The following is a 17,227-nucleotide window of genomic DNA, read 5'->3' on the forward strand; positions in this document are numbered from 1 at the left end:
TTTCTCCTTTTTTATTTTTTTATTTTTAAGCTTTTAATAGCTGAAAAATCACCATAAATTTTCTTTCCACTAACAATTCTGTATCCTCTAATTTTGTAAGAATACTTTTTGTTAAGTTTCACTTTTTTGTCTAAATATGTAATCTTTTTGTTAGTGGTTACTGTTTTAACAACTTTAAATTTCTTACCTGTTTTTTTGTAAATTACATATCCGCTACAGTTTTTGTTTCCCTTCCATTTAATTTTTATGTATTTCTTCTTTGCTTTAGAAAGCTTCACTCTCTCTGTTTTTCCTAGCTTTGACTTTGCCTGTATAGCAGAAGCTTTACCTAAAATTATTCCCATCTTGCTATTTGAAATTTTTATGTATGGAATAACTTTATATTTGTAAGTTTGTCCAACTATAGCTGTTGTGTCTTTGAAATTTAACTTTGTTATGTTTGCAACTTCCACATACTTTCCTGCTGAATTCAATTTGTAAACTAAATATCCATCAGCCTGTTTTAAACTATTCCAACTTATGTTTATTGTTTGGAATAACTTATTATCCCATTTTGTTTTCAACGGATTTTGGCTGAAATATTTAGCTGCTACCTGTTTGAAAGTTGCCTCAGCTTTTGTTAGTTTTCCGTAGTTGCTAACAAGAAATTCTAATGAACTATCTAAACTGTTATAAGCATTTCTTGCATTAAAAATTGCCTGTTTGGAATTTATTGTAATATTGTCGCCAATTAAGTTGATTTTGTTTACAACATTTGATGCCTGCTTTTCCCCTGCCTCGTCAATGACAGTTATGTCTACTGTGTCAATTAAAGGCTCAAATTTTTCATAATTCTTTAATTCATCGTTATACAAAACATGTTCAAATGACACTTCTATGTCTGTCATGTTGGCTGTTAATTTTTTGTTTTCCACAGTAACGTATTTTGTAATATCTCTTGTTTTTCCATTTGAATAAAAAGCCGTAACTTCCATACCTGTAGAGTCAAATGTTTCACCAGCCTTATAAACTAATTTGTCAGGCTTCTTTGTAACCATTATTTTGGTTATTTTACTGCCAAGAGCCATCATATATGCCGAGTCATTTTTGAAATACATTGTTCCGTATTCATCAGTTATCAAACTACATATTGCATAGTTTGCCTGTTCACCCTTTGGTGAAAACAAAACATTGTAGTCATTTTCGTCTTCGTACTCGCTGTCCCTTGTTATAATTGCTGAGCTTTGACCCGGTTTATCTTTCAGAACTCTTACCTTACCTGGCTCATAGTTATCTATAAAATAAACATAGGTATAGCCGTCCTGTTGTTCATAGCCTGTTGTGGCAAGTCCACTTGTCTGTGGATAACCTCTTGTTAAAAGGCTGTAAGCTATGCTCATATTCTCTAAATCTATAACTGCAATGTGGTGCCCTGAGTTTACTCCAAACTGCTCGTTACCCTTTACACCAACATATGCCCGCCTGTTTGCAATTACAGGTGTGGATGTACTTGCGCTACCAAGGTCTGTTTTCTTAATCTCTTCTATATTTCCTTTGGAGTCAATTTTTGCACAACAGAAATCTCCTCCTTTTGATGTAAAATAAAATCTGTCAGTATCTTTATCATAGGTAATGGTGCTTCTCACATCACCTCTAATGTCACTGTATTTTGAAATTACTTTTCCTGTTAATGGATTTAATACAAGCAGTGAGCCATTTCCTGTCTCGTCTGCACTGGCTCCATCATCTGTTCCAACTACCAGATAATTATCATTAACATAACTGCCTGCCCAGTAAAACCCACCTTTTGAAGTATATGTCCAGGTTGCTTCTTTGCTTTCAGTCTGATTACCTGTATTTTCATCTGTAGCAGAAAGACAAACATAATTAGCAACGCCTGTTTCACCATTCCAAAATCCCGTGTACACATAACCATCGTGATATGTAATTGGCGAATTAGGTTGACCATGTAACGGATCTTCATAAACCCACAAAGATTCCAATGTATCCGCATTAAACACCTGTACGGCACCACTTGCCAGTGCCACAAAAATCATTCCATCTCCATAAGTTGGTGGTGTAATATTAAAAGCTGAAGTTCTAATCATGTGGCCACTTTTAATTACCTCTCCTGTAATTGTATTAATTTTTACAACTGATGTTGCTGTAGTATAAACCAAATCTTCCCCCACAAGAATTGGTGAACTTGGTGCTCCACTGCCATAGCCCTTGCCTACTTTTTTTGCCCAATACAACATTGAGTTTTTGTAATCTGTAGCAGTTAATGAATCTGTTACTGCATTATTGTCACTATTACCTCTGAAATTACTCCACTGAGATTTAATATTTTTGTTTATTGTTTCATTATTCTGAGCTTCCCTTAAAATTCCATTAATACTTGAAACTTCCCCTGCTTTAAAAGTTCCATTTTTAGATACATAGCCATTTTTTGTGATTACATAGGAGTACTCTTCGCCCTGAAGTAAATTCTCAAGAGTATATTTATCTTCAGTAACTTTTTCACTAACAATTGTTTCTTTATTTGAATTTTTTACCTGTAAAACACTTTCTTTCGTCAATTCAAAATCTACACTTACAAGTTTTGTTTTATTAATTTTTAAGATGTATAAATTACTTTCACAGCCATCCTTTTCAAGCTTTATTTCTACATTGTTTTCTGTGCTAACTGTGTAATCATTGCCACTCTCTGTTTCTTTTCCATTTATGTAAACCTTGTATTGATTTTTCATATAAGGAACTGCCGTTAAAGTAATTTCCTTTAAACTTTCAGGTATGTTTATTTCATATTCATTTGTGTTTTGGTCAAACTGTGGTTGTAAATCAATGTCGTTATCCCTACTTTTTACAGACAGATTTTTCAATGACAGCTTCCTTATAATATTAAAAGTGTAATTTTCTTTTTTATTTTTATAAGTTGCTGTTATTGTAAATTGATTTCCACCTGCTCCTGTTTCAATTATCCTGTTAAGTTTCTTTCCAAGTTCATCGTCTCCAACAATTGAAACTACCCTGTTTTCTCCATTTATGTCTGTATAATTTACTACTATCTCTGCGTCATTAATTCCACTGTTGTCTAACGCTGCTCTCACACAAACTGAGTTCTCATAATCGGGTATTGTAATGTTATATTCATTTCTATTGTTTTGAAACTGAGAATCCAGGCTATACTTTAATGCGTTATCTGAAACACCATTACTTATTTCTATGTTTTTTATAATGTTGCCGGTGTAGTCTTCCACATTTTCTGTAGTTACATCAGGATTTTTTGTTCCTGTTTCAGTATTAGTCTCCTGACTGCCCGTACTTTCCTGTGGTGTTGTACCTGTTTCACCTGTATCTTTTTCAGTAGATGTTTCCGTTACTTCCCCTCTGTCATCACTTACATTTATCACTGCAATAGGCGGTGCCACACAGGCATTTCCTGATGACAAATTATAATTTTCATAAAGGGATGTAGATGACACATAGTAGGTTCCCGGCTTATCAAACGATAAATTAATCTGACCCTTATCATCTGTTGTGCCAAACCTTTTCCAATTATCATTGTTATAATCGGCTACTGCCTGAGACTGTTTGCAATACACAACATCTTCCCCCGGCATCTTTTCTCCCACAAAAGTTGAGCTCCCATCATTTGCCGCATTAGTTGCAGTGCCTCTCATTGTAAGGTTGATGTTTTCATTGGTTTTAATATTGTATATTCCTGAGTCGACACTATTTGTACTTTCACTTGTAAAATAAGCAAATGCCCCTGTGTGGTAAAAGTCCCAATCAGAAAACATTGCCACATCAATTTCCATACCATCTTCTAACAAAATATAGTCTGATGTAGAACCCCATCCTGCTGCCTGTAATGGATAAGAATGATTTACATAATACATAAGGTTTTCATCATGGCCCCAGAATCTTGTCATGTACAGACTTGTGGCAGAACCTGATATGCTCATTGCATCCTGAGTGCTGTCATTAGGAATGAATTTTTCTCCATTAGGCAAATAATATTTTTCCAACATTTTTATAAACAAGTGTAGTAATGTTGGCTGTTCAACAATCTTATCGCTGTTATATCTTCCGCCATCTTCAAATGAATCTGCTTCATATCTGTAATAGTCTTCCAAACCATACTCTGCCAAATCAAAATAGCTTATGGTTACCGGAACATGACAAAGAACTGTTTCATTATCATCATTTCCCGTTACAAATTTTCCATCTTCACTTAAAGTAAAATAAACGGTAACTGTTTTCTTACTGCCTTCCGTTTCAGCCGCTGACACATTACTGTAACCAGAAAAGCATGTTGTAACTACTAATATTAAAATTAACAGCAAAGAATATATTCTTTTTTTCATTACTACCTCCTATTTGTAAAGCTTCCATATTTTGAAACAAACTTCCATCTGAACTTTTGAACCGGCTTTAAACCTGCATACATATTAAACCTTACATTATTAACATAAGCTTTAACTTTGTTCACTTCATTCACATCTGTTTCTTTGTTACTGTATCTTGCCTTTTCATATAAATTGACAATTTCTAAATATGTGTTATTGTCTCCTGACTGATACTTAGCTAATGTTTTTTTATACTCACTTATGTTGTTGTATTGAACTTTTGCAAATATACGCAATGTGCTAACCATAAATGAAACATAATTAATAACTGTTCTGTTATTGTCCCCATTTTCAAAGCTCTGTCTGATTTTTCTTTTTAGTATATAGAGCCTGATTTCATAAGCTACCACAAAAAGTATTAACAAATTCAATAAGGCAACAATAGAATAAATTAATTTCTCCTCTTTATTATCTTTAACCTTTTTTTCTTCTACTTCATCATCTAAATGCTTATCCTTATTTACGTTTTGAATTGTCTGCTTATCACCACTATTAGAATCATTATTGTTGCCTGAAATACTATCATTTGTTCCCATTAAATCTCTATATTTACTGTTAGTTTCAAATGGAATCCAGCCGATTCCATCCTGATAATACTCTGCCCAGCAATGATAATTAGATTGTTTAATGTTAATTGTTTGATTTGCCTTAACATTTTCTATATCTTTTTTGGTAATTAAATAACCTTTTACATATCTTGATGGAATTCCAAAATACCTAAACATTAAAACTGTAGCTGTTGCAAAATCTTTATTATTACCGGTTTTGTTTTTCTCTAAAAACTCTGTAAGAAAACTTCTGTAATCTTTTATTCCTTCTGACTTTTCATCATAAGCTATATTTTTATTAAGAAAATTTACAATTGCAGATTTTGCATCACCATAAGATTTTCTTTCAGTATTGTTTTTCAAGTATGTACTTAATAATTGCTTTTCAGTATTAGTTAATTTTAAATAATTCTCATATACAAATTGATTGTAATAATTTTCCTTTACCATATAATCTGTTTTGGTTTGTAATCTATTTAATTTATCAACCATTTCAGAAAAATTATTAACTATGTTTTCACTTACAATAAATGTATAGTTTTTCTTTCCATAAACACCTTTTGACTCAAGACTTTCATCGCCAATTCTGTTTTTATTTTTTAGTTTTTCATTATCAGTAATATATTCATAAGGCGTGTATATGTATTTAGATGATGCCCCTACAACACTAACTGTCATTTTGTTTTCTGACTTTTCTCCAAGTAACTCCTGTTTTCCATTTGCTAACTGGCTTTGTCCATAGAAGCTGTCTTTATGTAACCAATAAAATAAATTTGAATATTTGTATAAAGTCTTTTTGTCTGTGCTTTCCCAGCCTTTGTCTGTAAAATCACCTGCCACAAATCCTTTTAAATAATAAACCTCAGGTTTAGACATTTTCACTTTTAAGGCTATGTTGTTCTTTCTGTTGTATCTAAAGTTATCTATTTGTTCTGTTAAAATAGAATTTACTTTCTTTATACTGTTTGCCTTACCACCATTATCATTCCATAAAATATTGGATATGGGATTTATTAACACACCTATTATTAGCACTGTGCCAACTACTATTATTTGTGCTTTCCACCTAATGGTTGCCTTACCAATTGTTTTATTTAAATAAATTGCCATGTTTGCAAATAGAACAATAGTCATCCAAATTGTACTTTTGTTATTTCCAAACACCCCCTGTAAAACCAAAATACTAATTCCAACAATAAATAAAGGTAATAGTCTTTCGCTGCTTATCAACACATGCAGTGTTAAAATTAACAGCAAAATAAGTACAAGAAATATTACATCCATACTTCCATTAGAAGTCAGCTTGTATCGTGAAGTTATCACTCCGAATTTTTCTCCAACCATATTTCCAATTTTATTTAGAAATACTTTTCCATTCAGACCAAAGGATGTGATTTTAAAATCTAATAAAGTTATCAGAAATCCACCTGTTCCTATTAAAAGAATAAGTTCCAAAACGCTTCTCAAAATAGCTGTTGATTTACTAGCTTCCGTATTTAATTTTTTTAAATCAACTGTACTTTGATTTTTCATTTTTTCACCTTTCTGTGTTAGTTAGAAACAACAATCACATTTTCATAATATAGTTTTTGTTCCTGTAGCTTCTTTTCAAAATCCACAAAATAATCCTTATTGCTGTCAACATCTAAAACTTTCAAAAGATTTCCTGTTAAGTCTTTTTGCTCTGTTATTTTATAAGTTATCCATTTTCCTTTGCTACACCAGGAAACACTATGAGATATATTTTTTTCAATTAAACTTTTGCTAAGGGAAAACAAACGTTGTCCTAACTTATCCCAAGCTTCATAGCTTTCCTGTTCATCTACATTATTAAAAAGTATCATTACCAGGTCTTCTGTCTCTTTTGACATTTTCTTAACCATAGGGGTTTCATATTTACCTGTTAATTTCCAATGAATATTTTTTATGTTATCTCCCTTAACATACTCTCTAATATCGTACATTTCACCTGAAGAAGCACTGTTACTTTCCACAAATTTCCATGAATCTATGGCAGTTGTTCCACTACTTTCTTCTATTTTTATATTTGTTGTCTCTGGCAAAATAAACATTTTACATATATTGCCTAATATTCTTCTGTTTGAAAAAATCCCCCACAAATCAACTATCTCTATATTCTCAACAGCTATGTTTATGCAACCACAATATTCCCTGCTAAGTCCTAATGGGATTTTCTCTGTTTTCTTCATGCCCATAAAAGTGCTAATTGTTACGGCTTTTTCCTCTCCGGTAAACTTATTTTTTATTTTGCAGTTAGCCTTAATTTCACTTAAAGGCAATAAATACTTTAATTTAATTATTAATTTTCCTTTTGTTTCTTTTTCCTTACCGGCAATTCCCGGAAACTTTAAATCTACACTAAGTCTCTTAAGGGCAAATCTGCCATACAATAAGGAAAACACTTCTAATATTATTAGTACCAATGCAATTGTGAGAAATAATGATTTTTCACACAAAATTCCCAACAGCAAAAGAAAAATTAAAAATAATATCCATAAGATTTTTTTTATTTTCATAAGGTTCCTATCTTTTTTTAATGTTGTTTTAAATATTAATTGTCACACTGTTTAGAATTTCTTTTATGACTTCCTTAGAATTTTCATCATCTAACGGACTATTATTAAACACCATTCTGTGGCAACACACATCTTCAAATACATAGTCAACATCTTCCGGCACAACGAAATCTCTGCCTTTCATTAAAGCTCTCGCCTTTGCCATTTTGCAAATTGCCAAAGCTCCTCTTGGGCTTACACCTAGACTTACCAGTTCATATTCTCTTGTTTTTTCCACAAGACTGCTTATATATTCATAAATTTCCTGAGATACGAAAATATTTTCTGCAAGGTTTTGTATGTCAATTAATTGTTCTCTTGTGACTACTGTTTTAACTTTTTCTAACGGATTTTCATGGTGTCTGTCTTTCATAATTTCTATCAGACTCTCTCTACTTGGATAGCCCATGTTAAGTCTTACCATAAATCTGTCCAACTGAGATTTTGGAAGACTTTGTGTACCAATCCAGCCTGTTGGATTCTGAGTTGCAATTACAACAAATGGATTACCTGTTTCTCTTGTGACTCCGTCCACTGTGATTTTTCTTTCTTCCATTACTTCCAACAATGCCGATTGAGTTTTACTTGAGGTTCTGTTAATTTCATCTGCCAACAAAAGATTTGTCATTGCACACCCTTCCATATACTCAAAACTTCCGCTTTCTTTGTTATAAACTGTAAAACCTGTTATATCTGAAGGCACGCTATCCGGTGTAAACTGCATTCTTTTATAATCAAGTCCTAAAACCTTACTAAAAGTTAAAGCTAAAGTTGTCTTTCCCACTCCCGGCACATCTTCCAATAAAACGTGCCCTTTGGAAATTATTGCCATTAAAACTTTTTCCACAATTTGATTCTTTCCTTTAATTACTTTTTCAGCTTCAGTAATTATGTCTTTTAACTTTTTATTTATTTCCTGATTTGTTTTTTCAATCATACTTATGTCCTTTCATTAATTACACCCAATCTTATTCTTTTATTTGAGATATTTTCACCTGTTGTGCTTCATTGCTTTTCAAATAGGTTTTATATATTTTTTCATCTTATTACTTCAAGACACTTTTCCTTTAATTCTGAATAAAGCTCTACTTTAATATGTAATATCGTACTTGTCTTTTATTCCATAGGATGTGCCTGACTGATTATATCCACCAATATCTTTGCCATAAGCCAACGTATATCTAATGAGAATATTGTCCCCATCCTTTGGCTTATATTCTGACATGCCATACTCCTTAAATTCACCATTTACGCAATATGTCCAACCTGAACCCTGACAAAAATCAAACTCTGACAGACTATCCATATCGTATACATAGTTTCCGGTTGCAGGATCTATATTAAACTGTAAACCGTCTTCTTGAATTTCTTTCTTTAGTTTATCGTCAATTTTCCAACCTTTTAATATCCCTGGTCTGCCAATTGACTCCAAATAAAATCCTGTGCCTGTTGTCCCTGTGTTAGTAAATGTAAAGCCACTTCCATCCATTGCTCTTTCAAACACATCTGCTGCACTGTCACCATAATAAATGTCAACTTTCTTAGGTTTAAGTAAAACGCCTAAATGTATAACCTTTGCATCTATGCTGACCCTTGCAGTTCCTATTACTGTTCCCTGATCTATGTATGTACATTTAACTTTATAAGTAAATACTTTATATCTTCCCTGATTGTCGGTTAGCTTAATTTCCAAATTATTAATTCCATTTTGTAAATTAAGTAAATAACCAACATATTTTGCAGACCAGCGATATTGAATCTTTTTGCCATTTAACTTAACTTCTATTCCATCATAGTAAATCCTGTTATCTTTATAGTCCTTGGCGCCAATGTACAATGTAAAAGTTTCTCCATTAATATCCATTCCATCTTTTATATTTATGTACTCAAGAATTGGTTCTGTATCTTTTGTAGCCAATGGCACATATTTAACCGTGTATGTTTTATTTATTGAAACACCACCTGTGTCCACTGCTTTCAGTCGTATGGTGTTGTTTCCAATTTCTAACTTCGTACTGTAAGCATTTTGGCTACCTTCAATAATATCTCCATTGACAATTACTGAAAGTTTCACCTTACTGCTTCCATTTCTAACAAGTGCAAAAAAGCTTATTTTATCTGCATTAACTGTCTGATTTTCCAAATCTGTTTCGATTCCGAAACCTTCCTGATACTTTAAAACAATTTTAAAAGTTTTTGTTATTTCATATTTGCCATACTTTCCTTTGGCAATAATTTCATTTTCCCCTTCTTTTAATACAACAGAATATTTACCATTTTCTCCAGTTATGTTTTTGCCATTTAAACTAAGAAACATTTCTCCATTATTGTTTCCCATTTTTGCCAGTGCAAAAAATTTAAAAATCGGTGATGATACTGTTTGATTTTTCAAATCCGTAGATATAAAAAGATTTTCTGTGTCTACGTTTACTGTATATTTTTTCTGTGCATTTATTTCCTGACCATCTTCAGTTCTGTATGTAATGCTAATTCTTATTTCATTTGCGCCCTCTTTTAGCACAACTCTGCCATCAAAATTAGTTACAACCATTTCATTTACATAAACCAGTTGTTGCTCAACTGTAAGACTATCTATTAAATGCTTTATCTTAAATGAATATTCATAAGTTGATATTGTTTCTCCATCCTTAATGGTTGTGGAAAAATATTCTTTCTTAACTTTTTTATTTTTTACGTGGGATACATATTTTCCGCCGTCTTTTCCCGGCCCGGTATTAGAAGGGTTGCTTCCTCTTGATTTTTTGGAAGTGTTATTTAGATTTGTGTTCTTATTACCTATATTTTTTGTATTCTGATTGCCTTTATTATTATTGTCGTTTCTATTATTCTCTACATCGTTACTTCTGTTATCAGTCTTGTTACTGCTATCGTTATCTAACTTATCACTTTTATTGGCAGTATTGTAATCGCTGTTGATATCTGACTTATTACTTTTATTATTTGTGTCTTCCTGATTTTGTGAATTATCTATATCATCTAGATTCAGATTACTGTTTTCATAAACTTTGGACGTATCTTCCAGTTTATCTTTCATTGGATTGTCCGGCACATCCCCCCGATTATTAATTACATTAAATGTAGTAACAATAACAGCAATAACCGTAATTATAACGACTATATTATTTATTAAATTTTTGTATTTTTTCTTATCCATAGTCGCTCCTGATTACTTTTATCATAACAATTAGCTAAGTTGTAAATTCTCTTACATAGATTAAATCTCTGCTTATCAAAAACTATATTTTTGAAATAATTTACTATAAAAAGGCAACAAAAAAAACACATCCTCCTCACCCGGAAAATATATTTAAACCACATATATGGCAGGTCTCCTGACTCAGCTTCATCCTTAAAAGCGCCTTCCCAGTTTCCCAGTGACATAATTGCTTTCTCGTCTGCATTACAGTAGTGGTGACTGCTTCGGGTTCTAACCGAATTCCCTTTTAATCGACACAAACGTTTTATTTACCTTAGAATTTGTTAGATTCTAAGGTAAATAAAACCTTTTGCCCAACCATATACTGATATTCAATTAAATTGTTTTTATAATAGCATTATTTATCCTATATTTCAATGGACATAACTTACACAAAAATGTATATTTATACAATCATAAGCACCATCTTAAACAAAAATGCTACTATCCAGGCAATTACACATTGTAAAACCACAAATCCTATTGCCCATTTTCCGCCTAATTCTCTTTTTACAGAAGTAACAGCGGCTACACATGGTGTATAAAGTAAAGTAAATACTAAAAATACTATTGCACTTTTCACATTAAACATCGATGTTATGGCTCCACCACCTAACAATACTTTTAGTGTACTTACAACACTTTCCTTTGCTGTAAATCCTGTGATTAATGCTGTTGATGCTCTCCAATCTCCAAATCCTAATGGTGCAAATATTGGAGCTATCACTCCACCTATCATTGCAAGCATGCTATCTCCTGCATCTTTTACTAAGTTAAAATGTATGTCGAATGTCTGTAGGAACCATATTATCATTGAAGCTAAAAATATAATTGTAAATGCTCTTGTTATAAAGTCCTTCGCCTTATCCCACATTAATCTTAAAACACTTTTGGCACCAGGTAATCTATAGTTTGGAAGTTCCATTACAAATGGTACCGGTTCTCCCTTGAATTTAGTTTTATCTAAAATAACAGCATATAAAATTGCCACAATTATTCCTGTAAAATATAAGCCTACCATTACCAAAGCTGCATTGTGACTGAAAAACGCAGCTGCGAAAAATGCATAAATAGGAATCTTTGCTGAACAACTCATAAATGGTGTAAGTAAAATAGTCATTTTTCTGTCTCGCTCTGATGGCAATGTTCTTGTTGCCATAATTGCAGGAACTGAACAACCAAATCCAATTATCATTGGTACAAAGCTGCGTCCTGACAAACCTAATTTTCTAAAAGGTTTATCCATTACGAAAGCTATTCTTGCCATATAACCACTATCCTCAAGTAATGATAAAAAGAAAAACAACACAACTATTATTGGAAGGAAACTAAGTACACTTCCCACACCAACAAAAATTCCGTCAATTACTAATGATTGCAATACTTCGTTAACATGTGCCCCATTCATTGCATTTTCACATAAGTTGCTTAAATAGGTTATTCCCATATCCATAAGGTTTTGAAGCCATGCTCCTACCACACTAAATGTTAACCAGAAGATCATTGCCATAATAACAATGAATGATGGAATTGCTGTGTATTTTCCTGTTAAAACCTTATCAATTTTTTTGCTTCGTATTCTTTCCTTACTTTCCCTTGGTCTGACAACTGTCTGTTTACATATTTTGTCAATAAATGAAAAACGCATCTTTGCCAAAGCGGCATGTCTGTCCATGCCACTTTCTTTTTCCATTTGGATAATAATATGCTCTATCATTTCTTTTTCGTTTTGATCTAAATGAAGTCGGTCAATAACTTCCTGATCACCTTCTATAATCTTACTTGCTGCGAAACGTATTGGGACTTCATTTTTATGGGCGTGGTCATCAATCAAATGCATAATTGAATGAATGCCTCTATGTACTGCACCACCATCTTCTCCCTCAGCATCACAAAAATCCATTCTTCCCGGACGTTCTCTGTAAATTGCCACATGCATTGCATGCTCAATTAACTCATCCACGCCTTCATTTTTTGCCGCTGAAATTGGCACAACAGGTATTCCTAAAGAAGCCTCTAACTTATTTACATCTATTGCTCCTCCATTGGCAGTAACCTCATCCATCATGTTAAGTGCAAGAACCATAGGAATATTTAGTTCTATTAATTGCATTGTCAAATAGAGATTTCGTTCAATATTGGTAGCATCCACAATGTTAATAATTCCTCGTGGTCTGTCATCTAGAAAATATTGGCGGGACACTACCTCTTCACTTGTATAAGGTGACATTGAATATATGCCCGGCAAGTCCACAACCATTGTATTTTCCTGGCCTCTAATTGGGCCATCTTTTCTGTCTACAGTAACTCCGGGAAAGTTTCCAACATGCTGATTTGCTCCTGTTAGTTGGTTAAACAATGTTGTTTTACCACAATTCTGATTTCCTGCAAGGCCAAATGTAATTAACTTACCTTTAGCTATTTTTTCTCCTCTTTGTTTAACATGATAAATTCCCGGCTCCCCAATATGAGGATGCGTTGTTTTGTTATATGTTGCATTACTCTCTTTTTGATATTGTTGCTCCATGGCCTTTTCATCTACAAGTTCTATATCAATACATGCAGCATCATCCTTCCTAAGAGTCAATTCATATCCCCATATTCTATACTCTATAGGATCTCCCATTGGAGCTGTTTTCATATATTCAATCCCTGTTCCTTCAATAAGTCCCATGTCCAAAAAATGCCTTCGAAGTTGTCCTTCTCCACCAACATGTATAATTTGACCATGTTCCCCTTTTTTTAACTCAGATAATTTCATAATTTTCTCTTTTCTTTCCGCAAAATAAAATTACAGTGCCTATTTTATTTCCTCTGCTATTATGCTGATAAAACTTAAACACACACTATAATAAGTATAAAACATATTTTTTGTTTTACAAATACATATACAATAATTCATTATATTTTTCCAAAATAATATATAATTAACTTATCAATATGGACTTTGCTTTTCCAAAATTACTTAATCGCTGTAAATTTTTTGTTAATTATATTTTAAGTTATATAGTATTATTGTGCAAATACCTATAATTAATAACTTTCCATGGGTAGAAAGCATAAAAAACTACACCACAAAAATAACACCTTTCATAAAATTTCAGGAAACAATAGGCAAATAAGAAAGTCTACGGCTTTAGTGTTTCTAAAACCATAGACTCTTTGTTAATAAACTAAATTTCCATATTAAGTAGTTTATTCATTATTTTTTGTCTTCTTTTTATCAGTTTTCTTTTTTGTAGTCTTCTTTCTGCTATGAGATGTCTTTTTTACTGTTTTCTTAGGTTTTACAACTTTAACCTTTTTAGAAAATGTTCCCTTTGCTATTTTTGTTTTTCTGGCTTTCAAAACAATTTTTTTAAGTTTCTTATTTTTTGCAAACATCGTTTTTGTTAATTTTGCTACGTTCTTGCCAATTGTAATTTTCTTTACATTTGTTAAATTAGCAAATGCTTTATTTTCAATGGCAGTTACCTTGAAAGTTTTATTGCTAATCTTAACAGTTCCGGGAACTTTAACACTCTTTACTTTTTTATTTTTTACGCCTGTAAATGTTACTGTATTTTTCTTGCCTGTAGATATTACCTTGTAAATGTTGCCCTTAACATTGTACAGACTACCTTTCTTTACAACATTCTTAGATTTGTCTACAACATTAATTATGCATGTTGAAACGTCGCCATCTTTTACCATAACAACTGCAGTTTTTCCTTCTGCAACAGCATGTATAACTCCACCTGCTCCAACTTCTGCAATAGACTCATCAATTCCGATAAATGATGGGAATTCACTATAAATTGCATTGTCAGGTGTACTTGTAATGTTTAGTTGTCTGTATTCACCAACATTCATTGTAATTTCATTGTCATCTAATAAATAACTTTCATAGTCCAAGTCCCGTGTTTCCTGCTGGTTACATACATGAACTTTACATGTTGCCTTAACTCCGTTATCTGTGCTTACAGTAACTACTGCGTCACCTGGTGCTACTACATTTAGCATACCATCATCTACAGTTACAACATTTTCATCACTTGATGACCATTTTAAATTAGAGAATGTTGTGTCAAAAGGTGCAACTGTCGCAATTAAAGTAGCTACACCTATATCTGTTGAAATATTCACTTTTGTTTTATTTAAGTAAATTTTCTTTGCTTTTACAACTTCGTTTTCAGGTATATATTTTGCTGTTAATGTAATTGACTTTGGAACAGCATCATATGTATCAAAATCACCTTCATAGTCATAACCTTTTTTCTTAATATCTTCTAATTCAGCCTTTGTCTCATCATCTAAATCGTCCGTACTCAAGTCTGGATGGAGTATTATGTATTCATCATAAGTAAGATGATATTTTGTTGTCCAACCTGCAAACTCATAGCCTTTTTTCTTAGGGACTGTTGGTACATTGCTTAATTTTTTGCCGATGTATTCTTTACCAGTGTAAATTGTTTTACCGTTTGCTACATATTTTACTGTACAAGGTGTAGGTGACAAAGTTTTAATATTTTTATCAACCCAATTAAGTCTTTCCTTTATCCAGCTTCTTAATCTTTCAACTTCCTGGTCATAAGTTAAATTAACAGCAGAATCACCCTCGTTGTAATTAATAGGTGATATACCCCATTTTTCAAAATTGTATAAAGCTGACTGTTTAACTTTCTCCTTATATTTATCAAGCTGTCCACCGTCTTTTATAAGTTCTTCAACAGCAGCCTTTAATTCTGGCCAGCTATCTACAACTTTTTTAGAAAAGCTTTCATCCTCAAATAATTTTTCCAACCACATATTGCTGTTTTCTGTCCAACCTGTAGTTGAAAAATCATCATATTCTGTTGACCCCCATGCTACATAATCAAAATCCCAAAGTGGTCCCCAGAATAATTTTCCATTTCTTGGTTTATATAAATATGTACTTGTTGAAACATATCCATCACCATTCATTGAGAATTCCTGAATCAAATAGTAATAGACTGTTGATGCCACATCCATCAAATCTGAATAGGAAACGCCTTTTTCATTTTTGAAATTCTTTCCATAAATGGCATCTTCAACGCTTTGGACATAATTCTTTATGTAATTGTATTGTGTTTCATTGTAATAATCTTCAAAAGAAGGACTTTCAATTAAGAAAGTGTTGCTCTTTTTTGTTTTAAAAGATTTCTTTTCTTCATTACCATAAGGTTCAAGTGATAATAAATAGCCACCTGTTATAAATGGTTCCTGTGTTTCATGCATTGCATCTTCGTTTGCTTCCAAATCATCAATGTTTACTCTAGTTTTCCCAACTCTTACATGTTCACACAAGAAATAGCTTCCGTAATATTCACCATTCATTACTACATCAACGGGTTCACTTTTTGGTGTAAACGGCATATTTAACTGGCTGCCAAGCCAATATGTAATCTTGTTTCTTAACAAGCTGTTGTCATAATAGTTTGCAAGTAAAACCCAATGTTTGTTCTTACCCATACCAAGTAAATCAGCTTTCTTATCTAACTTAATCTTGTAAGGTTTCTTGTCAACGCTCCAGGTTGAGTTTCCTCTGCCTCTAATATATTCTAACTGATAAGTTCCGCCCTTTGCTTTTTTACCTGTATATTCACATGTGTAATTATCAGGGACTGTCATTGTCATGCTACCATAACATTCTGCACTATGATCAGATGAACCATTCATCTCTGCAATTGTTCCCTCTGATTCATCAATGTTAAAGTAAATTGTTGGCACTGTGCTTTCAACAAATTCAATAGAACTAATATCAAATTTCACATTATCTGCAGAAGCATCTAATACTTTAAGTTGAACTGTATGCTCACCTATTAAGTTCAAACTTGAAATATCTATTGAAATATTCTTTAGATTTCTCCAATCATTTTTCTTCTTCTGTCTGTTAAGAACTGTCTTGGCAATTGGCTCACTTGCACCATCAACATAAATTCCTAACGTTACTGTTGTTCCTTTTTCTGACATGGCATCTAAACTGATTCTGTCAATTTTTGAACCATTGAAATTAAGTGTCTTATCAAGAACAATCTGATTCTCTAATAAGTTTTCTTTTGTACCACTGAAAATAACTGATTTTGATTTTTCATCTTTTGTCATTTCAATTGTATTATTATCATTTTTAAGTTTTCCCTGATCTAACAGCACTGACATATACTGTCTAAAATAATCACCCTCAATTTTTAGTTCATCCTTTTTGTCTGTGGCTGTTACATTGCCATTAACGTCTGCTTTTGTGGTTACATTGCTAAACACTGTAGCAGGTGTGACCATACAAACAGACATTAATATTGCCACCGCTTTTACTACTTTTTCCCTTCTCATATTTTTATTCCTTTCAGTTTTATTTGGCTAATTGCTTCCTTTAATTTCAATTAACCATTTGTTATCAAATTACACCTTACTGTGAGCCTTTGAATTTTGATGTAATTGTGATGTACTATCATAATAGCACCCCACTCTTTATTGTCAATATCTGTAACGTTTTTA

At 32.4% G+C, this 17,227-nt stretch carries 7 protein-coding genes and 1 riboswitch; all 7 genes read right to left on the minus strand.

Annotation, left to right across the window (positions count from 1 at the left end):
- Positions 1-11: 11 nt before the first annotated feature.
- The 7 genes from DW006_RS01060 to DW006_RS01090 all read right to left on the minus strand — a co-directional run bounded on the left by DW006_RS01060 (position 12) and on the right by DW006_RS01090 (position 17,062).
- Entirely contained in the window at positions 12-4,349 is a 4,338-nt protein-coding gene (locus DW006_RS01060; RefSeq protein WP_117998644.1) for a cadherin-like beta sandwich domain-containing protein, read from the minus strand.
- 2 nt (positions 4,350-4,351) lie between these two features.
- Positions 4,352-6,472 (minus strand): transglutaminase-like domain-containing protein, encoded by a 2,121-nt coding sequence (locus DW006_RS01065; protein ID WP_117998645.1) that lies wholly within the window; start codon positions 6,470-6,472, stop codon positions 4,352-4,354.
- 17 nt (positions 6,473-6,489) lie between these two features.
- Positions 6,490-7,476, minus strand: a complete 987-nt coding sequence (locus DW006_RS01070; protein ID WP_117998646.1) for a DUF58 domain-containing protein — start codon at positions 7,474-7,476, stop codon at positions 6,490-6,492.
- A gap of 28 nt (positions 7,477-7,504) precedes the next feature.
- Positions 7,505-8,452 carry a MoxR family ATPase gene (locus tag DW006_RS01075; RefSeq protein ID WP_117998647.1) on the minus strand — a complete coding sequence of 316 codons (948 nt, stop codon included), beginning with the start codon at positions 8,450-8,452 and terminating at the stop codon, positions 7,505-7,507.
- A 153-nt stretch (positions 8,453-8,605) separates the two neighbouring features.
- Positions 8,606-10,690, minus strand: a complete 2,085-nt coding sequence (locus DW006_RS01080) for a DUF4430 domain-containing protein (protein WP_117998648.1) — start codon at positions 10,688-10,690, stop codon at positions 8,606-8,608.
- A 150-nt stretch (positions 10,691-10,840) separates the two neighbouring features.
- A riboswitch (cobalamin riboswitch) is annotated at positions 10,841-11,024 on the minus strand.
- A 114-nt stretch (positions 11,025-11,138) separates the two neighbouring features.
- Positions 11,139-13,493 (minus strand): ferrous iron transport protein B, encoded by a 2,355-nt coding sequence (feoB, locus tag DW006_RS01085; RefSeq protein WP_117998649.1) that lies wholly within the window; start codon positions 13,491-13,493, stop codon positions 11,139-11,141.
- 434 nt (positions 13,494-13,927) lie between these two features.
- Complete coding sequence (locus DW006_RS01090; protein ID WP_117998650.1) at positions 13,928-17,062, minus strand: CotH kinase family protein; 3,135 nt, start codon at positions 17,060-17,062, stop codon at positions 13,928-13,930.
- Between the last annotated feature and the right edge of the window lie 165 nt (positions 17,063-17,227).

It is taken from the genome of Eubacterium sp. AF36-5BH, assembly GCF_003460505.1.
GTDB lineage: Bacteria > Bacillota > Clostridia > Lachnospirales > Lachnospiraceae > Eubacterium_G.